The 23,390-nt window shown below is 39.2% G+C and carries 24 protein-coding genes; 15 read left to right on the forward strand and 9 right to left on the reverse strand.

What is annotated here, in order from left to right:
* Position 1: 1 nt before the first annotated feature.
* The 7 genes from ku to RM539_RS11025 all read right to left on the reverse strand — a co-directional run bounded on the left by ku (position 2) and on the right by RM539_RS11025 (position 9,294).
* A complete protein-coding gene (gene ku / locus RM539_RS10995) occupies positions 2 to 778 on the reverse strand; it encodes a non-homologous end joining protein Ku (RefSeq protein ID WP_311503447.1) in 777 nt (258 codons plus the stop codon).
* Positions 779 to 786: 8 nt separating this feature from the next.
* Entirely contained in the window at positions 787 to 1,035 is a 249-nt protein-coding gene (locus RM539_RS11000) for a DUF7218 family protein (RefSeq protein WP_311503448.1), read from the reverse strand.
* A gap of 167 nt (positions 1,036 to 1,202) precedes the next feature.
* Positions 1,203 to 2,459 (reverse strand): MgtC/SapB family protein, encoded by a 1,257-nt coding sequence (locus RM539_RS11005; protein WP_311503449.1) that lies wholly within the window; start codon positions 2,457 to 2,459, stop codon positions 1,203 to 1,205.
* Between the two features lie 330 nt (positions 2,460 to 2,789).
* Complete coding sequence (locus RM539_RS11010) at positions 2,790 to 5,075, reverse strand: sodium-translocating pyrophosphatase (RefSeq protein WP_311503450.1); 2,286 nt, start codon at positions 5,073 to 5,075, stop codon at positions 2,790 to 2,792.
* 118 nt (positions 5,076 to 5,193) lie between these two features.
* Entirely contained in the window at positions 5,194 to 5,706 is a 513-nt protein-coding gene (locus RM539_RS11015) for an inorganic diphosphatase (RefSeq protein ID WP_311503451.1), read from the reverse strand.
* A 64-nt stretch (positions 5,707 to 5,770) separates the two neighbouring features.
* Positions 5,771 to 8,257, reverse strand: coding sequence for a DUF5686 and carboxypeptidase-like regulatory domain-containing protein (locus RM539_RS11020; protein ID WP_311503452.1), 2,487 nt, complete (start codon positions 8,255 to 8,257; stop codon positions 5,771 to 5,773).
* Between the two features lie 59 nt (positions 8,258 to 8,316).
* Positions 8,317 to 9,294 carry a pyruvate dehydrogenase complex E1 component subunit beta gene (locus tag RM539_RS11025; RefSeq protein ID WP_311503453.1) on the reverse strand — a complete coding sequence of 326 codons (978 nt, stop codon included), beginning with the start codon at positions 9,292 to 9,294 and terminating at the stop codon, positions 8,317 to 8,319.
* Between the two features lie 298 nt (positions 9,295 to 9,592).
* On the opposite strand from RM539_RS11025, the gene RM539_RS11030 reads away from it, so the two are divergent.
* The 10 genes from RM539_RS11030 to RM539_RS11075 all read left to right on the forward strand — a co-directional run bounded on the left by RM539_RS11030 (position 9,593) and on the right by RM539_RS11075 (position 18,329).
* Entirely contained in the window at positions 9,593 to 10,339 is a 747-nt protein-coding gene (locus RM539_RS11030) for an electron transfer flavoprotein subunit beta/FixA family protein (protein WP_311503454.1), read from the forward strand.
* A gap of 68 nt (positions 10,340 to 10,407) precedes the next feature.
* On the forward strand, positions 10,408 to 11,376 hold the full coding sequence (locus RM539_RS11035) for an electron transfer flavoprotein subunit alpha/FixB family protein (RefSeq protein WP_311503455.1): 969 nt from the start codon (positions 10,408 to 10,410) through the stop codon (positions 11,374 to 11,376).
* 76 nt (positions 11,377 to 11,452) lie between these two features.
* Entirely contained in the window at positions 11,453 to 12,079 is a 627-nt protein-coding gene (locus RM539_RS11040; RefSeq protein WP_311503456.1) for a bifunctional nuclease family protein, read from the forward strand.
* A 78-nt stretch (positions 12,080 to 12,157) separates the two neighbouring features.
* A complete protein-coding gene (locus RM539_RS11045; protein WP_311503457.1) occupies positions 12,158 to 13,870 on the forward strand; it encodes a NupC/NupG family nucleoside CNT transporter in 1,713 nt (570 codons plus the stop codon).
* 107 nt (positions 13,871 to 13,977) lie between these two features.
* Positions 13,978 to 14,802 carry a thymidylate synthase gene (locus RM539_RS11050; RefSeq protein ID WP_311503458.1) on the forward strand — a complete coding sequence of 275 codons (825 nt, stop codon included), beginning with the start codon at positions 13,978 to 13,980 and terminating at the stop codon, positions 14,800 to 14,802.
* Positions 14,803 to 14,831: 29 nt separating this feature from the next.
* Positions 14,832 to 15,206 (forward strand): energy transducer TonB, encoded by a 375-nt coding sequence (locus RM539_RS11055; RefSeq protein WP_311503459.1) that lies wholly within the window; start codon positions 14,832 to 14,834, stop codon positions 15,204 to 15,206.
* Positions 15,207 to 15,246: 40 nt separating this feature from the next.
* On the forward strand, positions 15,247 to 15,657 hold the full coding sequence (locus tag RM539_RS11060) for an energy transducer TonB (RefSeq protein WP_311503460.1): 411 nt from the start codon (positions 15,247 to 15,249) through the stop codon (positions 15,655 to 15,657).
* Positions 15,658 to 15,759: 102 nt separating this feature from the next.
* Complete coding sequence (egtB, locus tag RM539_RS11065) at positions 15,760 to 16,923, forward strand: ergothioneine biosynthesis protein EgtB (protein WP_311503555.1); 1,164 nt, start codon at positions 15,760 to 15,762, stop codon at positions 16,921 to 16,923.
* 9 nt (positions 16,924 to 16,932) lie between these two features.
* Positions 16,933 to 17,922 carry an L-histidine N(alpha)-methyltransferase gene (locus RM539_RS11070; RefSeq protein ID WP_311503461.1) on the forward strand — a complete coding sequence of 330 codons (990 nt, stop codon included), beginning with the start codon at positions 16,933 to 16,935 and terminating at the stop codon, positions 17,920 to 17,922.
* 125 nt (positions 17,923 to 18,047) lie between these two features.
* Positions 18,048 to 18,329: a DUF427 domain-containing protein gene (locus RM539_RS11075; protein WP_311503462.1), complete on the forward strand. Its 282-nt coding sequence runs from the start codon at positions 18,048 to 18,050 to the stop codon at positions 18,327 to 18,329.
* A 60-nt stretch (positions 18,330 to 18,389) separates the two neighbouring features.
* Here RM539_RS11075 and RM539_RS11080 read toward each other — a convergent pair whose 3' ends face one another.
* Together RM539_RS11080 and RM539_RS11085 are read right to left on the reverse strand one after the other, a co-directional pair.
* Positions 18,390 to 18,680 (reverse strand): isoamylase early set domain-containing protein, encoded by a 291-nt coding sequence (locus RM539_RS11080; protein WP_311503463.1) that lies wholly within the window; start codon positions 18,678 to 18,680, stop codon positions 18,390 to 18,392.
* A 170-nt stretch (positions 18,681 to 18,850) separates the two neighbouring features.
* Positions 18,851 to 19,933, reverse strand: a complete 1,083-nt coding sequence (locus RM539_RS11085) for an aminotransferase class V-fold PLP-dependent enzyme (protein ID WP_311503464.1) — start codon at positions 19,931 to 19,933, stop codon at positions 18,851 to 18,853.
* A 34-nt stretch (positions 19,934 to 19,967) separates the two neighbouring features.
* Here RM539_RS11085 and RM539_RS11090 point away from each other — a divergent pair, with 34 nt between their 5' ends.
* The 5 genes from RM539_RS11090 (at position 19,968) to fabD (ending at position 23,348) form a co-directional block, all read left to right on the forward strand.
* Positions 19,968 to 20,438: a 2TM domain-containing protein gene (locus RM539_RS11090; protein WP_311503465.1), complete on the forward strand. Its 471-nt coding sequence runs from the start codon at positions 19,968 to 19,970 to the stop codon at positions 20,436 to 20,438.
* Positions 20,439 to 20,441: 3 nt separating this feature from the next.
* A complete protein-coding gene (locus RM539_RS11095) occupies positions 20,442 to 20,924 on the forward strand; it encodes a dihydrofolate reductase (protein WP_311503466.1) in 483 nt (160 codons plus the stop codon).
* Positions 20,911 to 21,771, forward strand: a complete 861-nt coding sequence (locus RM539_RS11100; RefSeq protein WP_311503467.1) for a fructosamine kinase family protein — start codon at positions 20,911 to 20,913, stop codon at positions 21,769 to 21,771. The genes RM539_RS11095 and RM539_RS11100 overlap by 14 nt, the downstream gene beginning before the upstream one ends.
* A 100-nt stretch (positions 21,772 to 21,871) precedes the next feature.
* Positions 21,872 to 22,372, forward strand: coding sequence for a pyridoxamine 5'-phosphate oxidase family protein (locus tag RM539_RS11105; RefSeq protein WP_311503468.1), 501 nt, complete (start codon positions 21,872 to 21,874; stop codon positions 22,370 to 22,372).
* A gap of 91 nt (positions 22,373 to 22,463) precedes the next feature.
* On the forward strand, positions 22,464 to 23,348 hold the full coding sequence (gene fabD / locus RM539_RS11110; protein ID WP_311503469.1) for an ACP S-malonyltransferase: 885 nt from the start codon (positions 22,464 to 22,466) through the stop codon (positions 23,346 to 23,348).
* The last annotated feature ends 42 nt before the right edge of the window (positions 23,349 to 23,390 follow it).

A 23,390-nucleotide genomic window follows, 5' to 3' on the forward strand; every position in this document is an offset into this window, starting at 1 on the left:
TTTATGATGCCTTACCTTTTTTCTTCTTATCCAGACTGGCTTTTAGCTGGGACATTAAATCTTTGGCAGGCGTAGGCTTATCTTCAAATTCTTCCGGTTGCACAGTTTTCCCTGCAGATTTAGATTCAATAATCTTATTTAGCTGATCATTATATACATCTTTGAATTTTTCAAAACTAAAGTCGCTGGTGTACTTCTCTATGAGGGAAATGGCCATATCAACCTCCTTCTTCTTTATTTTTGTATCAGGTAATTTAAGGTCTGAAGGATCCCTTATTTCTTCTGCAAACCTTATAACATGCAAAACCAATGCATCCTTGTAAACTCCCACAAGGCTAAGATGTTCCTTTTGGCGCATCACGAAAGTGGCAACTCCCAGTTTTTGCGTCTTTTTTAATGCATCACGAAGTAAATTATAAGATTTACCGCCTTCTTTTTGCGGCTCAAGAAAATAAGGTTTCTTAAAAAGAACATCAGCAACATCTTCCTCATCAATAAATTCTTCTATATCTATGGTTTTGCTCTTTTTCAAATTGGCACTTTCAAAATCCTCTTTTTCAAGTACCACGTAACCTTCATCTTTTTTGAAGCCCTTTACAATATCTTTCCATTCCACTTCCTTGCCCGTAGATTCATTTATGCGTTTATAGCGTATACGGGAATGGTCATGCCTGTCCAACATATCCAGGTCCAGCTTTCGTTCTTCAGAACCCGAATACAATTTAACAGGAATTGACACCAATCCAAAGCTTATAGAACCGTTCCAAATGGATCTCATACCTATTCTTAATGATTGCGCAATGCGTTAATCAATTCCTTTTTACTCATCTCACTTCTTCCTTCAATTCCCACTTTCTTGGCTTCCTCATATAGATCTTCTTTAGTTCTTTCCTCATATTTATCAGCCTTCCCACCTTTCTTCCCAGAGTTGGGATCATTAGCTATACGGGCGGCTTTATTCTTACTCATCCCTTTATCCCGCAGTTCTTCGTACTGCTTATCATTTTTAATTTGTGATCCATGATCTTTAGCCATAACGAAAAAAATTAAATATTTATAATCTTCTAAATCTACAAAGAAAGCTGTGTTCAGCTTAAAAAAACCTTGTTGATTAACGCTGTTTTAACTTCATAATAAAATGAAAATTGGTTGCGAAAGCCGAGAAGCAAATCCCTGCCCTTTTAAAATTTATAAAAAAAGTATTAAAAATGCCAGTTTTCGGGCCAGAGGAAGATGGTAAGTAAGCCTATTGCTATGGAAAGCCCGAAACTAAGGGCAAGCCATTTTACAATTTTACCGGTTCCTATTATCATTGCCATTATTCCCTTGAAAAGCAGATTAGCCAGGGAAGCTAGCAGGATAAGTTTCCAGCCTAACTGAGTAGAAACTCCCCCGTTTTTAATCATTTTAGACATAGAAAGAGTGATGGCATCAACATCTGTAAGGCCACTGATAATTGCTACTACATAAAGCCCCTGATTCCCAAATTGTTCTTTTGTAAAGGCAACCAATAGCAAGATAAGCCCATATAATAATCCGAAAATAAGGGCGGCCTTAAATTGGGCCGGATTTTCGGGTTCAGGCAATTCACCTGTGTCTTTGTCTTTTTTAATATTATAAAAAAGCCAGGAGCAAATAAGGCACATTATTACAAAATTAAAAGCTATAGGCATAGCCAGTTGTGGCAATTCGGCAGGTGCCACTACAGAAATCTCTATTAATACACGGGCAAGTGCAATAGCCGAAGCTGTGGTTATAATAAAAACCGCAATTTTAGCAATATCCGGCGCCTGTTTTTGTTTACGCGCAAAGCTTACTGTGGTGGCGGTACTGCTAATGAGCCCACCCAGAACTCCGTTGGAAATCACTCCGGAATCCTTGCCTACAAATTTGTAAATAAAATAACCAACCACGCTTAACCCTACAATAAATACCACCATTAGCCAGATATTATGCGGATTAAGCACATTATAAGGTCCATATGTTTGATCAGGAAGAACTGGTAAAATTATTAGTGAGATCCCCGCAAGAGTCATAATTGCAGAAACATCGGAGTCTTTTAGTTTGTCGATAAAATTATGAAGACGGGATTTTGCGTACAGCAGCATTGTAAGAAGGCCGCCTGCTATCACTCCTATTACACGGTTCCCCAAAACCAGGTATGCACCAATGGCGAACATGAGCAAAATAGCGACTTCAGTAGTTTTTCCGGGGTCTCTTTGATCTTCCTTACTTCTCCCGCCGGTGTAAACTAAAGCCGCCAGGGACAAACCAAGTGCCGGAAGTATAAATTCATTCTGCATGTCCCTGGTTAAAAATCCCGCCACAGCTCCAAGAATAGAGATTATTGTAAAAGTCCTTACCCCGGCAATAACCTGGTGGGAATGCTCCCGCTGTAACCCCACAAGCATACCTAATCCCAGCGCAATTCCTAAAGTAGTTAAGTCATCATAGTTCATAACCCGTTAAAATAAATAATCCCTGAAGATTAGAAGATCTGCTTAAAATGAAATTAACATTTAAATTACCATTGCCCGGTGAGGACTTCATGACTGCACTGCTAAAGGAAATAAGAGACGGGATTCAACTTTATAGTGAATTCAAGGCCATATTCAGGGTTATTAATTTCAGAAGAAAAAATATCCTGCTATACAAGGTTTAAGTGAATTTCAGTTAGCTTCTGAAATTGATATGCTGTAATTTTGAATGATAGATTTTATTATTGCCTTGACATATAATATTGTTTATTTGAAACTCCTCATTATTAATTGCCAATTATCAATTGTTCATTACCTCTGTTCGATGTTCCGTTGTACCTCCCTGCTTACCTTTTCCACTTTAGAAACCTGCGTCTGCTCTTCCCTTACCTCTTCGGCATCAGTGGTATGGCCACCTAAAATTGGCGCCAGCACAAGACCAATAAGACAGGTTAATTTAATAAGTATATTCATGGATGGTCCTGATGTGTCTTTAAAAGGATCTCCAACCGTATCACCGGTGACTGCCGCTTTATGGGCATCAGAACCTTTATAGGTCATCTCCCCATTAATCATTACCCCGGCTTCAAAAGATTTTTTCGCATTGTCCCATGCACCGCCGGCATTGTTCTGAAATATAGCCCACAGGACTCCGCTTACCGTTACCCCGGCCATATATCCCCCTAACATCTCGGCAATCAGAACTTTTTCATAACCGAATACCATTGGCAAAAGGGCAATTAGAATAGGAAAACCAATAGTCAAAACTCCAGGCAACAACATTTCCTTAAGTGCTGCATTTGTTGAGATCTCCACACATTTATCGTACTGCGGTTTTGCGGTCCCTTCCAAAATTCCCGGGATTTCTTTAAACTGCCTTCTAACCTCATTTACCATTTGCATGGCGGCTTTTCCCACAGAACTCATAGCCAGAGCTGAAAATACCACCGGTACCATTCCGCCTACAAATAACATGGCCAGTACAGGTGCTTTAAAAATGTTTATTCCGTCTATTCCTGTAAAAGTAACGTATGCTGCAAAAAGTGCCAGGGAAGTAAGTGCTGCTGAAGCAATGGCAAAACCTTTCCCGGTAGCTGCGGTGGTATTTCCCACGGAATCCAGTATATCTGTTCGCTCTCTAACCTCGGCGGGAAGTTCGCTCATTTCTGCAATTCCCCCGGCATTATCTGAAATTGGCCCGAAAGCATCAATGGCAAGTTGCATGGCAGTGGTAGCCATCATTGCTGAAGCTGCCAAAGCCACTCCGTAAAAACCTGCAAAGGCATAAGAAGCCCATATTGCTACCGCGAAAAGCAATACTGAAGAAAATGTGGAAATCATTCCGGTAGAAAGCCCGGCGATAATATTTGTAGCCGCCCCGGTGCTGGAATTCTGAACAATTGAAAGCACTGGCTTTTTTCCCAGGCCTGTATAATATTCGGTTACTGCAGAAATAATTCCGCCTACACCTATTCCCACAAGCGTGGCATAAAAAACGCGCATGGAAGAAATATTCACAAATTCAAAGCCTTCGCGTCCACCCACAAAAAAGCCCATTTTCATGGTATTTTCAGGCAACATCCAACGTACAAGAAAAAAGCTGGTAACAGCCACCAGAGCTATGGAAACCCAGTTTCCAATATTCAATGCTTTCTGTACCTCATTTTCTTTGGCATTATTGTCTTTTATTTTAACCAGTAAAGTACCGATGATTGAAATAATAATCCCGGCACCGGCGATTGCAACAGGCAAAAGAATGGGGCCTATTCCGCCGAAACCTTCAGCAACAATATTACCGCCCATGTCTTCAATAATATAATTTCCCAGCACCATGGCAGCCAGTACAGTGGCTACATAACTTCCAAATAAATCGGCGCCCATTCCTGCCACGTCTCCCACATTATCCCCTACGTTATCTGCTATAGTCGCAGGGTTGCGAGGGTCATCTTCAGGAATCCCGGCTTCCACTTTTCCAACCAGGTCGGCTCCCACATCGGCTGCCTTGGTATAAATTCCGCCGCCCACACGGGCAAAAAGTGCAATAGATTCTGCTCCAAGAGAAAATCCTGCCAGGGTTTCCAATACTACGGTCATGTCTAAAGTATTGGTCCATTCCGCATCCATAAAGTAGTAGAAGAAAAAGATAAAGAACAGGCTAAGGCCCAAAACTGCAAGACCGGCAACGCCCAACCCCATAACTGTACCGCCTCCAAAAGAGATCTTTAAAGCTTTAGGTAAACTGGTTCTTGCCGCCTGAGTAGTACGCACATTGGTTTGGGTAGCGATCTTCATGCCCATATTTCCTGCCAGAGCTGAAAAGAATGCACCAAAAATGAATGCAATTATGATTAGCCAGTGAGTGGTAGGAACAACAAAAGCAATTGCTGCCAGCGCAATGCTTGCACCAATAACAAAAATGCTTAATAACTTATATTCTGCTTTAAGAAAGGCAAGAGCCCCTTCATAAATGTGTGAGGAAATATCTATCATTTTTCCATCGCCGGAATCCTGTTTTAAAACCCAGGATCTTTTGAACCACATATAAAGCAGCCCGAGAACCGCCATTACAGCAGGCATGTATATCATTATTGATTCCATAAATTATTAATTGTAAGTTAATTACAGCTAATGTAGTAAATCAATAATAATTAAAAAAGCAATAATTTTTTAAGATTATTGCTTTTAAATCATTAATTGTATAAGGATTTTATTGTGATTATATCCCAAACTTACTTTTATCTCCATCATAATTCTCAAATCTCTCCACACATTGTCTAATAATTTCACGTGCTTCTGCCGCGTCACCAAAATCACCGGTATCTACTTTTTTCTTCTCAAGATCCTTATAAACCTTGAAGAAATGCTCTATTTCCTTCAACATATGGCCGTTTAGCTCCTTTAAATCATTTAACCTATTCCAGATAGGATCAGATACGGGAACACAAATTATTTTTTCATCAGGACCTTTTTCATCTGCCATGTGGAAAACCCCTATAGGCTTTACTTCCATTACAATTCCCGGGAAGGTAGGTTCAGAAACCAACACCAACACATCAAGCGGATCACTGTCCTGCGCAAGGGTGTTTGGGATAAATCCATAATCTGCCGGGTACATCATGGAGGAAAAGATCATACGATCATAACGGACTTTCTTAAGATCAAAATCGTATTCATATTTGTTTCTACTCCCTTTCGGGATTTCTATCATTACGTCAAAAGTTTCAGACATTTTTATATGTTTTTCTATTTCTAAGGGCGACAAATATAAGTAATTCCACTTTTAATTAATGTTATTAAAAGTGTAAACCCATAGAAGCTGTAATGGCGAATGACCTGGCATCCAGATTATCAAAATAATTTCCGCGGAAATGTGCATCCAGCCGCAGGAATTTTAAAATATTCCCAATCCCTAAACTATACTCCCAGTAAGGCCCGTCTTCAGGAGCTTGTAAAAGCAGGCCGGAAGCATTAATTGCTTTATTTTCTTCGGAAAGGGATCCCCATACAGCCCTTGCCCCAACTATTTCCCTGAGATTAAGGTCACGAATTAAAGGTATCCTTGAAAACAATCTTCCGTTAAAATTATGTTCCAGGTGAGCTGAAAGATAAGTATCAGTCACAAATTCATAAAAATTGAGCACCGGAAAGGAGTTGTAGGTAGCAAAGTAGGTTTGATTTCCCGGAACCACACTTAACAACCCCAGGGGTACATTTCCGAAGTTTTTACCTGCTTCAAGATTAACATAAGACCTTCCTAAACCACCAATCTTTAAAGGCTGATTATAAAAAAACTGCACCCGCTCATAATCAAAATCACTGTTAAAGATGTCTTTTACGCCTATACAGTAGTTGAGAAAGAAGGTGGGGAAATCTTCTTCATTTATTATCTCCCTTTCCACCCCATAACCTACAGTTTCCCTACCCGGGGTAAAAGTAAGAATAGTAGATATCTCGGTTTGCTTAATTTCAGAACTGGTGGTTGTATAAGAATCATCAATGTAATAATCCAGGCTAAATTCCGGCGAAGCAGATTCCATAGTTCTGTAGGAACCACCAACACGTACAGTAAAATTTTTGATTGGTTCCAGTTCAAAATTAAGCGCAGTAAGATTTATGGAAGTAAGTTTGTTGTTATCACCTACACTAATTATAGAGGAAGAAGCAAGGCTCCTGCCCAGGATATCTGTACTATTGGTAAGGCTGGCGCCCAGCTGCTCCACATCCCTGCGATTGCCGCCGGAAATAATAAGCCGCAGTTTTTTATCCAGGAGCAATTTGCCCGAAATTCCATATTTGAACTTGTTATCCTTAAAGCCGTACGCTCCGTAGCCTTCAATACGCCAAAGGTCATTTTGGCCAAAATACGTCCTTCCCCCAAGCCGTGTCCTAAAACCCTCTACCTGATTATACCCAAACAGGGAATACACCGGGCCAAAATCCCAGCCATCAAATTCCACATAACCCGATTCTGCTATAGTCACCAAATCGTATAACCGGTTAAAAGCTTTTGTTTGTTTCAGGGAATCCAGCATCACGTAGATATCTTTTTCCTGGGAACTTAATGGTTCACGACGATTTTCTTCCCAAAAACCATCACTCCTACTGTATATTTCCTGCTTTTGTTTATAAACAGCTTTTTTATAAAAGCTGCGGGGCTTCTCTTTATTAAAATGATAATCGTTATAAAGCACAGTTTTTTTTCCATAAATACCGCCTGATTTATCTTTTTTATCATAAGAGAAATCCACCATAAAGAAGTCCCTGGTAAGCAAAAAAACCGAATCGTTAAGTACATTAAATTCCTGCTCTATATAAACATTTCGCACCCAATTAATATTAGCATCTTTGGAGGTCTCCAGGTTTATTTTTTTTATTGCCCAGGTAGAATCGTTTACCCAAAAATTGCCTTTAAAAGTCAATTCATTCTGCCTTCGTGGATAATATATTATATTGTAACAAAGCTTATCTTCAATATAAGCCGTATCTGCTAGAACATAATTATAGGTATTGATTCCGGTTTGCGAAAGTGGACTCACAAAGCTTTTATCAAAAAACTTCAGGTAATTATCATAAATATCATACTCATCGTAGACATCTTTGACCATGGCAATTAAATTCTGATTTTCACTAAACCCGGAATTTTTATTGCCTAAAACCTCTTCTGTTTTTTCTCCAATAATATTATCACCGTAAACTCTGGAAACAGATTCGTTGATAAAGACCGGCAGATAGGTTTTCCCAGTAAGATTGTTGGTATCGGCATAATCAAAAATAAATTCCATCCCATTGAAAAGAGGGTTTTTGACTACCGTACTGTCTATACCATTCAGATCAAATTCCAGTTTTTCATATTTTTGAAATTGGTATTGATCAAATGCCTTTACGCCATTCTTCCTTTTATTTTTCCATATCTTTTTCAGAATATCAACAGCCGGATTATTCTTTTTTGAAGTTTTTCCACTCACAAGCCTTACTTCCCCCAATTGATCTGTCTTTTCTTCCAGCACTATTTTCATTTCCACACTTACAGGATTTTCCAGTGGAACCACCCTGGTACGATATCCTAATAGTGAAAAGACCACTGTTCTGAAGTTTCGCGGAGACTGCAGGTAGAATTTCCCATCCTCATTGGTAGTGGTACCTTCTGAAGAATTTTGGAAAACCACATTGGCAAATGGCACCGGGGCTCCATTATTATCTACTACCTCCCCACTTATTCTGGTTTGGGAAACCGCACCCAAAGCGCACAGCAAAAAGAGGAAGAAAATTTCTTTTTTCATACAGGGGCAAAAAAAAACTTCATCGGTTAAGATGAAGTTTCAAAGATAAGTTTATATCACTATTTGTAAAGTACCTTTTTTACGGCTTTTATTACGTCTTTGCTCTCTGGCAACCATTCCTTCAATAGCACCGGGGAATAAGGTGCAGGAGTATCGGCAGTGTTTATTTTAATAATTGGAGCATCCAGATAATCAAAAGCTTTTTCCTGAACCTGATAGGTGATTTCAGTAGAAATATTTCCAAATGGCCAGGATTCTTCAAGAATTACCAATCGGTTTGTTTTCTTAACAGATTTGATAATGGCATCATGATCCATTGGGCGAATTGTTCTAAGATCAATAATCTCACAGGAAATATCTTCTTTTTCCAATTCTTCAGCTGCTTTGTAGGCTTCCTTGATTATTTTTCCAAAGGAAACAATAGTGACATCTGTACCTTCACGCTTTATATCAGCTTTCCCTATTTCAATAGTATATTCTTCTTCAGGAACTTCACCTTTATCCCCGTACATCTGCTCACTTTCCATGAAAATAACAGGATCATCATCACGAATTGCAGATTTCAGCAATCCTTTTGCATCATAAGGATTTGAAGGTACAATTACTTTTAAACCGGGACAGTTGGCATACCAGCTCTCAAAAGCCTGGGAGTGTGTGGCCCCTAATTGTCCGGCAGAACCTGTTGGGCCCCTGAAAACAATTGGAATATTAAACTGTCCACCACTCATCTGGCGCATTTTAGCCGCGTTGTTTATTATTTGGTCAATTCCAACCAGAGAGAAATTAAAGGTCATAAATTCAATAATCGGGCGGTTACCGTTCATTGCACTTCCCACTCCAATTCCGGAGAAACCAAGCTCAGAAATAGGGGTATCGATTATACGATCGGGACCAAACTCATCCAACATCCCCTTAGACGCTTTATAGGCGCCATTATATTCGGCTACTTCCTCACCCATAAGATAAATGGTGTCGTCTTTGCGCATTTCTTCGCTCATTGCCTGCTGAATGGCTTCCCTAAATTGAATTGTCTTCATTATAATGTATTATAATTATTGTAAAACTTGCGAGAACAAAAATAGTAATTCAATAAAGTTTTCAGCACAATAGCATGACAAAAATTTAGCATATTTAACGCTGAAGGGAATATTTAGTTATTTTACCTATAAAACCACTAATCCCGCACGTTTTAATTCCCTATCCACCCGGATTTTTCTTCACATTAGCGTTAAAATTCGGTAGAAATTTAACAAATTTTACTATGCATGCATAGTATTTACTATTTAAATTATGTACCTTCGTGATCAAACGATTTATTAAAAAACGACCTTATATATGAAAATCTTAGTATGTATTAGTCACGTACCTGATACTACCTCTAAAATTAATTTTACCGAAGGGGATGTCAAATTTGATATTAATGGTGTACAGTTTGTTATTAATCCTAATGATGAGTTTGGACTTACCCGGGCAATGTGGTTTAAGGAGAAGCAGGGAGCTACTGTGGATATTATAAATGTTGGAGGCCCGGAAACCGAACCTACGCTTAGAAAAGCGTTGGCCATTGGTGCCGATAGTGCCATACGTATAAACATGACACCAACAGATAGTTTTCAGGTAGCTAAAGAACTTTCCGGTGCTGTTAAAGATGGAGACTACGATCTTGTTATTGCCGGCCGTGAATCTATAGACTATAACGGTGGAATGGTACCGGGAATGCTTGCCACTATTTTAGGCGCAAATTTTGTTACCAATTGTATAGGCCTTGAAATAGAGGGAGATAAGGCTACTGCTATTCGCGAAATAGATGGCGGAAAAGAAACTTTAACCGCCGCTTTACCACTTGTAATAGCAGGCCAAAAAGGACTGGTGGAAGAGAGTGACCTTAAAATTCCAAATATGAGAGGAATTATGCAGGCACGTAAGAAGCCGCTGAAAGTTGTGGAACCTTCACAATCTGAAACCAGAACCGAAGCTGTCAAGTTTGAAAAACCTGCTCCAAAAGGAGAAGTGAAAATGATTGACCCCGATAATCTGGACGAACTTATAGACCTTCTTCATAATGAAGCCAAGGCTATCTAAGAAGCTGAAAGAAAAAAACTAAGTAGTAATTGACTTCCGCTTTCGCGGACACACCAAAATACAAAAGCATGTCAGTTTTAGTATATATAGAATCAGAAGAAGGAAAATTTAAGAAAGCATCCTTTGAAGTTGCTTCCTACGCCAAAGAAGTTGCCGGTATGATGGACACTTCAGTAACCGGGGTAACATTTAATGCCCCCGATACTGCAGAATTAGGCACTTACGGGATTGAAAAAGTTTTGAATATTAAAAATGAAAAATTAAATAAATTCAATGCTGAAGCTTATGCGGATGCTTTAAAACAGGCCGCCGAAAAAGAAAGCAGTAAAGTCATTGTGCTTTCCCAAAGCGCAAACAGCCGCTACCTGGCTCCTGCTTTAGCCGTACAGTTAGAAGCAGGATATGCTTCCAATGTAGTAGCCTTACCTGAGAGTACCGAGCCTTTTACAGTTAAAAGGAATGCCTTTACCATGAAAGCATTTAACATCACAAAGATCACCACAGATGTTAAAATAATAGGATTGGCAAAAAATGCTTTTGGAGTTAAAGAACATCAAGCTGAAGCAACTGCTGAAGAATTCAGCCCCGTTCTTTCTGATGAAGATTTTTCTGTAAATGTGGAATCTGTAGATAAAGCAACCAATAAAGTAACCATTGCCGATGCCGAAATTGTGGTTTCCGGTGGCCGTGGGCTAAAAGGTCCTGAAAACTGGGAAATGATTGAAGAAATGGCTGAAATTCTTGGTGCAGCCACAGCATGCTCCAAGCCCGTAAGCGATATGGGATGGCGGCCTCACAGTGAACATGTGGGGCAGACAGGAAAGCCTGTAGCATCTAACCTTTATATCGCCGTGGGAATTTCCGGTGCAATACAGCACCTTGCAGGAATTAATGCTGCTAAAACCAAAGTAGTAATTAATAATGATCCTGAAGCTCCGTTTTATAAAGCTGCAGATTATGGCATAGTAGGCGACGCTTTCGAGATAGTTCCAAAGCTGAACGAAAAATTGAAGGAATTTAAAGCTAAGAACGCATAATTTTTATAACTTGCGCCCCATTAAAGGGCTGTCTAAATGTCCTTATTTAGACAGCCCTTTTTCAATTTTTTGGAATATGAGTTTAGTGCGCCTTAACATTAAAGGAATTTCTTACAGTCAAACACAAAACGGAGCCTACGCCCTGATACTTAATGAGGTAGATGGTGAAAGAAAACTTCCTATTGTTATTGGGGCTTTTGAGGCACAGTCTATTGCCATAGCCCTTGAAAAAGAAATAAAACCTCCCAGACCGCTCACCCACGATCTATTCAGGAATTTTGCCGACAGGTTTAACATTGTTGTGAAGCAGGTAATTATTCACAAACTGGTGGACGGGGTTTTCTACTCCAGCCTTATTTGTGAACGTGATAAAATTGAAGAAATTGTAGATGCCAGAACCAGTGATGCAATTGCCCTGGCACTTAGATTTGAAGCCCCTATTTTTACTTACAAGAATATCCTGGATAAAGCAGGAATTTTCCTGAAGGGAGAAGAACCGCAGCGAAAAGAACCTTCAGGCAGGGAAGAGGAAGAAATAATTTCTGAAGAGTTGCTCTCTGACGATATTGAAATAAAACCGGATAATACAAACTATAAAAAATTATCCTTAAAAGAACTTCAGGATTTATTATCTCAGGCCGTTCACAATGAAGATTATGAAAAGGCGGCCCGTATTAGGGATGAGATTTCCAAAAGGAAATAATGCAGGATGCATTTCAGGTGCTTATTTATTAAAAGGCCGGCAATAAACCATTACTCGGCCGGTAAATTCCCATTTTAGATGAATAAAATCTGTTACTGTCTGTTTTTTACTATTTTCGGGATAAGCGCTGCTTTCTCACAAAATATTTCCAAAAGCTGGCAATTTCAGCCCAATGATGCCGACTCTCTTCAACCTGTAAAAACTGCCTTTTCTTCTGAAAATATCCTGAATCTTTCTGAGGGACGTTTTACTATAACCAGGCTAAATTCAAGGGACACTCTCGCCGCAGGAGATTATATTTATCAAAATAATAATTTGATATTCTTTTACAGTAAACCTGAAGATACCATTCGGAACTTCAGGGTTTCTGGCCTTACCGAATCGGAGATGGGACTCTCGGAAGGAAAAAATGATTATTTATTTCAGGAAAATTCAGAAACAATAAAAGAAGCGGTCCCGGCAAAAATCGCCAAGGAAATGATCCCCAGCCAGGGGATTACCTTCAGCGGAATTGCCCGTGGAGCACTGGGAATGCTGGTTCTTCTTGTTATTGCTTTTCTATTTAGCAGCAACCGAAAAGCTATTAACTGGAGAACTATATTGATTGGCCTTGGTGCTCAGCTTTTACTAGCAATAGGTGTTTTAAAAATCAGCTTCATTCAGAAGATTTTTGAATTTGTGGGTAGTATTTTTGTCCTTATCCTGGACTTTACTGCCGCGGGTAGTGAATTCCTGCTTGGCGGGATGATGGATGTGGAAAGTTTCGGCTTTATTTTCCTGTTCCAGGTACTTCCAACCATTATCTTCTTTTCGGCTCTTACTTCGGTACTTTTCTACCTGGGCATAATCCAGATTGTTGTACGCGGAATGGCCTGGGTCCTCACCAAACTCATGGGAATCTCAGGAGCAGAAAGCCTAAACGTGGCCGGAAATATTTTCCTGGGCCAAACGGAAGCCCCACTTATGATAAAAGCTTACCTGGAAAGAATGACCAGGTCTGAAATACTGCTGGTAATGATTGGAGGAATGGCCACTGTGGCCGGCGGTGTCCTTGCTGCATACATTGGCTTTCTTGGAGGTGATGATCCCGCATTAAGACTGCAATTTGCCAAACATTTGCTTGCAGCATCGGTAATGGCTGCCCCGGGGGCAATTGTGGTTTCCAAAATTTTATACCCGCAACAGGAACCTATAGATTCCAGCGTAGGTGTCTCTTCTGAAAAAATTGGTTCCAATATTCTTGATGCCATAGCTAACGGTACCACTGAAGGTTTAAAGCTTGCGGCCAATGTTGCTGCCATGCTGCTGGTATTTATTGCCTTTATCGCCATGATTAATTATGTCCTTGGCAGTATTGGCGGCTGGACTCATCTTAATATTTTAATGGCAGAATATACACCTTACTCCAGTTTTTCAATAGAATCTGTTCTTGGGCTAATTTTCGCCCCGCTAATGTGGATAATTGGAGTAGCAAGGGAAGATATGATGTTAATGGGACAACTTCTCGGAATAAAATTAGCCGCCAGTGAATTTGTAGGTTACGTGCAACTGGCCGATTTAAAAAATCCTGCAAACGCGTTAAGCCTCTCTTACGAAAAATCGGTAATTATGGCCACCTATATGCTCTGCGGATTTGCGAATTTTGCTTCCATAGGTATCCAAATTGGCGGGATTGGCTCCCTGGCTCCGGGACAAAGAAAAACTCTTTCAGAATTTGGAATGAAAGCGCTTATTGGCGGTACTTTGGCTTCATTACTTTCAGCGACTATTGCAGGAATGCTTTTAGGCTAGTACATGGCTTTAAACCATAGTTGAAAATTTATGTATAAAATTCCTGAACTTTAGCCTTTCCGCTTAACTCAGTTTCCTATTTTTAGCTTCAATTATAACCTTTAGTAATGAAACAATATCAGGATTTACTCAGGCACGTACTGGAAAACGGAATAGAAAAAGGAGATCGTACAGGTACAGGTACAAAAAGCGTATTTGGATACCAGATGCGGTTTAACCTGAATGAAGGTTTCCCTATGGTTACTACAAAAAAACTTCATTTAAAATCTATTATTTATGAACTGCTTTGGTTTTTAAAGGGAGATACCAATGTAAAATACCTGCAGGAAAACGGGGTAAGAATCTGGAATGAATGGGCTGACGATAAGGGGAACCTAGGCCCTGTCTACGGCCACCAGTGGCGCAACTGGAACAGCGAGGAAATTGACCAGATTAGCGAAATTATTGAAACGCTGAAAAACAATCCTAACAGCAGGAGAATGCTTGTGTCTGCTTGGAATCCTTCAGTGTTACCCGATACTTCAAAGTCTTTTGCTGAAAATGTGAAAAATAGCAAAGCTGCTTTGCCGCCATGCCATGCCTTCTTTCAATTTTATGTAGCACAGGGGAAATTATCCTGCCAGCTTTACCAGCGTAGTGCAGATATTTTTCTGGGAGTACCTTTTAATATTGCCTCCTATGCCCTTCTTACCATGATGATGGCCCAGGTTTGCGATTTGCAGCCCGGCGACTTTATCCACACCTTTGGAGACGCCCATATTTACAGCAACCATATGGAGCAGGTAAAACTGCAACTTTCAAGAGAACCACGAAATTTGCCAACGATGAAACTCAATCCTGAAATTAAAGATATTTTTGAATTTAACTTTGAAGATTTTATATTAGAGGATTATAACCCGCACCCGCCGATAAAAGGCAAAGTTGCGGTATAAATCTATTTTAATCTAAAATCTTAATTATTATGAAAAATTTATTGGTGATCGCGTTTATGTTTATTGGAGGATTGTGTATGGCCCAGGATCAAACCTCCCCGGTATGGCCCGGATGTGAAGACAGTGACGATGTAAAAAAATGTTTCAATCAGAAATTTTCCCAGCACGTACGGGAGAATTATGAATATCCAAAAAACGATGCTGGAGAATATGTTCGTGGAAATGTAAAAGTTTCATTCACTGTAAATAAAGAAGGAGAAGTTGTTATAAATTCTGTGGAAGGCCCGGAGGCTGAAGTCAATCAGGCAGCAAGAGAAATGCTTGAAAAAATGCCCAAAATGGAACCAGGTACTCTTGGAGGAGAGGTAGATGACAGGAATTTCACTAATACATTTAAATTCTAATTTACCAACTGCCCCACACCCCCTAAACCTACAATCAGTTATGAAAAATATATTTACAATTTTCCTGTTTTTTACCTCATGTATCAGTTTTGCCCAACAGGATGTTGATGTTACTGGCAATAAAGTCACCATAAAAGAATCGGCTCCTGTGTGGCCCGGCTGTGAAAACAGCAAAGATCAAAAAGCATGTTTCAACGCCGAACTAATGCAACACATAAAGGAAAATTATAAATATCCCAGAAATAACAATGGAGATCTTATAAGGGGAAAAGCGGTTATAAAACTGGAAATTAATAAAGCAGGAGAAGTTGTTGTACGATCTGTTGAAGGTGAAAAACCGGAGGTTAATCTTGCAGCGGAAACTATGATTAAAAAAATCCCCAAGTTAAAACCGGGAAGAAAGGGAGGCAAACCCACTACGGCTAATTATACTATCCCATTAACCCTTTAAGAGCTGCTGCGGACTTTAACTTCGCCTTAACGAGCGTTAATTTCTGCCATTGCTAAAAATGTGTAAATTTGAGTGGCACACTTAAAAGTGTCACTCTTTTTTATGCTTTCACAACAGGAACTAATTACCTTATTTAAAGAAACAAGAGCTCAATCTGAGCTTATATGTTCTTTTCTTGAAACTGAAGATTACGTGGTACAACCCGTGGTGGATGTCTCTCCCCCTAAATGGCACCTGGGACATACCACATGGTTTTTTGAAGAATTTGTACTAAAGGAATATGCAAAAGATTATCAGCTTTTCGACAGGCATTCGGCATATGTATTTAACAGTTACTATGAAAGTGTTGGTGAAAAAGTAATCCGGACAGATCGCGGAAATCTTTCCCGCCCTACCGTAGCCTGGGTATATGAGTATCGCAATTTTGTTACAAAAGCCATGGCCCGGTTTCTTGAAAAGGAAAAAGTTTCAGAAAAATTATGTGGAATTATTGAGATTGGGTGCCATCACGAAAAGCAACATCAGGAATTACTGCTTACCGATATTAAATATATACTTGGTCACAATCCACTTTTCCCGGTTTATAATAAGCAATTTAAAGAAAACCCTATTCAGGATATTGAAAGGGATTGGGTTAAAATTGAAGAAGGCGTATATGAAATAGGACATAAATCTGATGATTTTTGTTATGATAATGAACTGGGTGTACATAAAGTCTATATCAACAATTTTGAGATTTCCAACAAACTGGTAACCAACAAAGAATATATTGAATTTATAGAAGCCGGTGGATATGAAGATGTACTGCTATGGCATGCTGAAGGCTGGGACTGGAAAAACACCAATAGGATTTCTTCTCCCTGCTACTGGCATAAGATCAACGGGGAATGGCATCAATATACCCTTGGAGGAATGACTCCGCTTATACCAGATGCGCCTCTTAGCCACATCTCCTTTTATGAAGCTTTTGCTTATGCACAATGGAAAGGTATGCGATTACCTACAGAAGCTGAATGGGAAATTGCCCAAAATAATTTTAACTGGGGAAGCCGTTGGGAATGGACGGAAAGTGCTTATACCCCCTACCCTGGTTTTAAAACTGCTGAAGGGGCACTGGGAGAATACAATGGAAAATTTATGGTTAGCCAGAAAGTGCTCCGTGGAGGTTCTGTTGCCACTTCAAAAAAGCATACCCGCCCAACCTACAGGAATTTCTTTCACCCCCAGCTAAGATGGCAGTTTACCGGGCTGCGCCTTGCCAGATAATCACAATTTATGAAGTCCACACCAATGACCGAATTTGATACTGCCTTTGCAGAAGACACCTTTAAAGGGTTAATAAATTTCCCAAAGTACCTGCTCTCCAAATATATTTATAACGAAAAAGGTGATAAGCTATTCCAGAAGATTATGGAAATGCCGGAATACTACCTTACCAACTGCGAAAAGGAAATTCTGGAGGAGCATACCGCAGCTATAGCCGATTCTTTTAATGGCCCTCAGGGTTTTGATATTATTGAACTTGGTGCCGGTGACGGAAAAAAGACTAAAATTCTCTTACGACATTTAGCTGAAAAAAAGTACAATTTCACTTACCAGCCGGTGGATATAAGTCAGCATGTGCTGGATGAACTAGAAGAAACTCTGGCGAAGGAAATGCCCCAGGTGGAGGTAAAAACCCAACAAGGCACTTATTTTAAAACTTTGGAAAGACTCGCAGATTATAATACCAGAAAAAAAATCATCATGGTATTGGGTTCCAATATTGGCAATTTATTGCATAAAGATGCTATTAATTTTCTAAAGAATATCCAGAATTCCATGAGTGCTGATGATATGCTCTTTATGGGCTTTGACCAGAAAAAGCATCCGCAGAAAATTTTGAATGCTTATAATGATCCTGCGGGAATTACCGAAGCTTTCAACAAAAACCATTTGGAGAGGATCAATATTGAACTTGAGGCTGATTTTGATACCAAAAATTTTCTACACTGGGAGAGTTATAATCCTGAAACCGGAACGGCAAAAAGTTTTCTGGTAAGTAAAATTGCGCAGAAAGTAAATATTAAAAAATTAGACCTTAAGGTAAGCTTTGAAGCCTGGGAAACCATACATACCGAAATTTCCCAAAAGTACGATGATGCTGTGGTGGATTGGTTGGCAAGTGAGGCAGGTCTGGCTATAGAAAATTCTTTTAGCGATGGGGAAAATTACTATAAGAACTACGTTTTTAGAAAGAGTAATCAGGGAAATCCGAAAGCTTAATCTATCTTACGTGACTTTTTCTGTCTCTCACCAATCTTGAAGTCTTCCTCACAGGTATTAAAATTTGCAAGAATTGAGGCATTTAATTCAAAGATCATGTAAATTCAGTAAACCTAAAAAAATTGATGAAAGCCATCTGGAATAACACTGTTATAGCAGAAAGCAACGAAATTAAAATTGTAGAAGACAATCATTACTTTCCAATGTCTTCGGTTAAACAGGAATATTTAGAGAAAAGTAATAAACATACCCGTTGCCCCTGGAAAGGAAAAGCATCATACTTCCATATAAAAATAAACGGAAATATCAATAAAGATGCTGCCTGGTATTATCCAAAGGCCAGCTTTGCAGCAAAACCAATAGAAAATTATGTGGCTTTCTGGAAGGAAGTAGAAATTAGCGAATAGCGATAAAAAATTATCACCTCTGTAACCTGCTTCTTCAAGTAATATTCGGAAAGAACAGAATTACAGCTCCAGAACAGAGTTTTCTGCAGCCGCATAATCATTCCAGTTATAGCGGTCTGCTTGCTCCTCGTTTTTCCATTCGCCGTCTATGCAGTACTTAAATTCGTAAGACCTGTCTGCCGGCATATTTATCTGACACTTAAAGTTTCCGTTTTTAAGTTTCTTCAACTCAACCTTTTCCCAGTTGTTGAAATCTCCGGCCACTGCAACAGAAGAGGCTTCTTTTGCGGGAATATTAAAAGTTACCTTACATTCCGGTTTAGACTTCAGGTATTGTTTAGTAATTGACATAGGTGTTTTATTTATCATATTATGAATGATGTAAAAATAAGAATTGAGCCGATTTAAAACACCACAAATCAACAGGGTAAAGCACTTTTATGAAATTTTTAATAACATAAAGGAAATTTGACAGAACGACAATTACCGCCTGCCTCGTTCTAAGATTTATTAAATTAAGATTAAACTTTCTCCTTTATTGCCTTTACCAATTCTTCGATTTCTTCCAGGGTATTGAAGTAATGGAAACTAACTCTTATTCCCTCCCCCCGCTGAGACGCAATGATATCTTTTTTCCGAAGGTGATGAAACAAAGCATCATCTCCTTTTATATTAAAAAGTGAAGAATGCTCTTTTCTATCCAGCACATATTGCTCAAGAAGATCCATTTCGGCAAATTTCTCCCTTGCAAAGTTTTTCAGTTTTATAATCTGGGTTGCAATATTTTCCATTCCTGTTTTTTCCAGAAGCTTAAGGGCCACCCCCAGGCTTCCGTAATTAAGTGTATCCTGGTGGCCTGGTTCAAATTTTCCCAGAAAATTTCCTTCGTGTGCTTTGTATTTTCCCTGAAGTGAACCAAAACCAAGATGTTTTGGCTCAATTTTCCCTTCTACATTTTCATTAAATAAGATAAACCCATTACCATAGCCGGCATTAAGCCATTTATAAGTGCTGCTAATTACCACATCTATTCCTGTTGCCTCAAAATTAAATGGCTCTGTTCCCAGGTATTGTGTCCCGTCTGCAATAAAAAGAGTTTCGGGAAATTCCTTTTTCAACTCCTTCAGAAAATCAATGTTAAGCTTGATCCCATTTATGTACTGCACGATACTAAATGCAAAGAAATCCGGCTTATCTTGCTTTAATGCCTTACGTATATTTTCTTCCAGCTGTGCGTTTATTTCAGCATAAAAAATTTCAAAATTTCTCGATTTAACAGGCCAATTAATAGATGGGTAATCCCCCTTTAGCAATAATGCTTTTTTTGGCTTTTCCAAACCTTCCAGAAGTGTATTAAACCCGTAGGAGAAGTTTGGCACCAATGCCACTCGAGAAGCTTCACAACCAAAAAACCGCCCAACCGTTTCCCTGACATCAGTTAAAATCTCTCCCTGCTTTTCTTTTAAAATACTGGCTGAAATAAGGAAATCCAGGTCATGATCCTGCCGGTATTCAAACACTTTTTCAGGTAAAAGCCCTGAGGCAGCCGTGTTCAGGTAAGTATATCTTTTTAAAACAGGAAAGCCTTTTCTTAAATTATCCATAGGTGCTCGGGGAATTCTTTTTAAAACTGTAAATTTGATTTACACTAAAGTACTCCTTATTATGTTTTCCAAAAAGAAAAACCAGTCCAAACTAGATGCCGAAAACAGGGAACTCTATGAGTATGCCCGCAAGCGAACACTTCAGAAAAAAAGACTTTTCCAGCACTTTGTAGTTTTCCTTATAGGTTCAGTCTTTCTTATTGTTTTAAATGTTGTAATCAAGTTTAAGGAAGATTTTCAACCCCTGGGTTATAACTGGTTTGTATGGGCAGTATTGCTTTGGGCGCTAATATTCCTAATTCATTTTTTTAATGTTTTCGTAATAAATACTTTTATGGGCAAAGAATGGCAGGACAGGCAAATGGAACTTTTGGTCAAAAAACAGAAGGAGAAAATTGCCAAAATGAAGGATAAGGTAAATACTGAGCATCCCATACCAGAAGCTGAAAATTCACAGCCAAAAAAAACAGATCCCGAAACTCCGCGTAAACCTTACAACACCTGATTTATGATTACAATAATTGCCGCAGCCGCGGAAAATAATGCCCTGGGTAAAAATAATGACCTTGTATGGCACCTCCCACATGATTTTAAGCGTTTTAAGAAGCTTACCTCCGGGCATCATATAATTATGGGACGCAAAACTTTTGAATCTTTTCCAAATCTGCTGCCAAAGCGCACACATATAGTGATTACCCGGAATGAAGATTATCAACCGGAAGGTGCTATTGTAATTAATTCTCTGGAAAAAGCTATAGATGCAGTTAAAAATGACGATCAGCCATTTATAATTGGAGGCGGGGAAATTTATAAACTGGCTATGGAGAAAGCTGATAAAATAGAACTAACCCGTGTTCATGGCAGTTTTGATGCTGATACTTTTTTCCCGAAAATCGATAAGGAGAAATGGAAGATTTCTGCCGAAGAATTTCACGAAAAGGACGAAAATCACGAATATTCTTTCACCTATCTCACTTATGAACGGAAATAAATTTTCAGAAATTATAAATACCGCAGCAGAAGAACATGGTTTTTTCATAAAAAGTACCAGTCCGCTCTCCGGAGGGGACATTAATGATGTATTCTTGATTGAAACCGGTACGGGAAAGCTGGTAATCAAAATTAACGATGCCTCCCGCTATCCGGGAATGTTTGAAGCTGAAAAAGCAGGACTGGATGCGCTAAGGAAACCAAAAATTATTGATGTGCCGGAGACTTTATTTACCGGAGAAGCGCATCAGCAATCTTATCTCATGCTGAAATTTTTGGAAACAGGCACGAAAACTTCAGATTTTTGGGAAATCTTCGGAAAGCAAATGGCCCAACTGCATAGAATTTCTGCTGAAACATTCGGATTTGAAACCGACAATTACATTGGCAGCCTTCCGCAATATAATTCAAAAGAAAAATCTGCAGCCGAATTTTATATTAATCAACGACTGGAACCTCAATTAAAAATGGCCGCAGAAAAGTCATACAACCTGGGCAACACTGACGGATTTTTAAAAAATTGTGCCGAAATTATTCCTGATGAAGCTCCCGCTCTAATTCACGGTGACCTGTGGAATGGCAATTACATCACGAATGCTTCCGGAATGCCGGCTCTTATTGATCCTGCCGTGGCCTACGCTCCAAGAGAAATGGACCTGGGAATGATGAAGCTTTTTGGAGGGTTTAATGCCGAATTATTTAAATCTTATGAAGCACATTACCCGCTTCAGGACGGATTTGAAGAACGGGTCCCAATTTGGCAATTATATTATTTGCTGGTTCATTTAAATATCTTCGGAACCGGTTATAAGGCTTCCGTAGAAAAGATAATCCGCTGCTTTAGTTAATTTCACAATTGTTAACAGAGACATTTTAACTTTTAGGAGTTTATTAGCTCAAAACATTGTTCTTGCTTCTTACCTTCCTTTTTCATAAAAAAAACTGCATATGAGTACCAAAAATCTTAATAATAAAGAAGCTAAAGAAAAATTAACCTCACTTGTAAAAGACATTAAAACCGGCTTTTTAATGACCGGCCTGGGTAACAAACCCGTAAGTGCAATACCTATGTCTACAAAAAAGGTTGATGATGAGGGTAATATTTGGTTTTTAAGCAGCATGGCCAGTGACCATAATGCAGATATTGCCAAAGATGATGAAGTGCAACTACTTTACAGCAACACTTCAGATATGGAATTTATCAGCATTTTTGCGAAAGCTACAATTGTGACAGATAAAGAAACTCTTGAAGATTTCTATTCTAATGTAGATGATGCATGGTTTTCAGGATCAGATGATCCCAATCTTTCAGCGATAAAGATACGACCACAGGAAGCTTATTACTGGGATTCTAAGCAAAACAAGTATATCACACTATTTAAAATGGGGCTTGCTGCCTTAACCGGTGATCAGAAAGACGTTGGTGAAAAAGGAAAATTAGACATGTAAACCTTTATATGTTAGAAAAGACCTTGTAATATAACGATTATTATGAGGTCTTTTTTATTATCTCTATTTTAGCTTCATAAAATTTATAGGAATGAATGCATATATTTTCCCGGGCCAGGGAGCGCAGTTTTCAGGAATGGGTAAAGACCTTTATGAAGGTTCTGCAGCGGCAAAAAAACTCTTTGATGAGGCAAATAAAATCCTTGGTTTCTCTTTAACCAATACTATGTTTGAAGGTTCTGCAGAGGACCTGAAACAAACAAAAGTTACCCAACCCGCAGTTTTTTTACACTCGGTTGTTCTTAGCCAGGTAATGGGAGATAAATTTAAGCCCGATATGGTTGCGGGACATTCACTAGGTGAATTCTCTGCCCTTGTGGCCAATAAAGTTCTAAGTTTTGAAGAAGGCCTGCAACTGGTGTATAAAAGAGCAATAGCCATGCAGGAAGCTTGCGAAATAAAACCTTCCACCATGGCCGCAGTGTTAGGTTTGGAAGATGAAATGGTTGAAGCAATATGCGCCGATGTTGATGGTGTGGTGGTTGCTGCAAACTATAATTGTCCCGGCCAGCTGGTAATTTCAGGGGAAGTTGATGCCGTAGAAAAGGCCTGTGAAGCTTTAAAGGAAAAAGGGGCACGCAGAGCCATGTTATTGCCTGTGGGAGGTGCCTTTCATTCTCCCTTAATGGAACCGGCCAGACAGGAATTAGCAGATGCTATTGAAAAAGTAAAATTCGGACAACCTATTTGTCCTGTTTATCAAAATGTAAGCACATTTGCAGTAACAGATCCTGAGGAAATCAAAAAGAACCTGGTTTTTCAACTTACTGCGCCGGTAAAATGGACCCAGTCTGTTCAAAATATGATAAATGACGGAGCTAAAACATTTACTGAAATAGGACCAGGAAAAGTATTGCAGGGACTGGTTAGAAAAATAGACCGTAGTGTCCAGGTAGGCTCAGGAGAAATTAAATAAAAAAGATACAATTTAAAGAAAGCCCGGCTTCTTATAAAAACC

This window comes from Autumnicola musiva (assembly GCF_031846585.1).
Taxonomy (GTDB): Bacteria; Bacteroidota; Bacteroidia; order Flavobacteriales; family Flavobacteriaceae; genus Autumnicola; species Autumnicola musiva.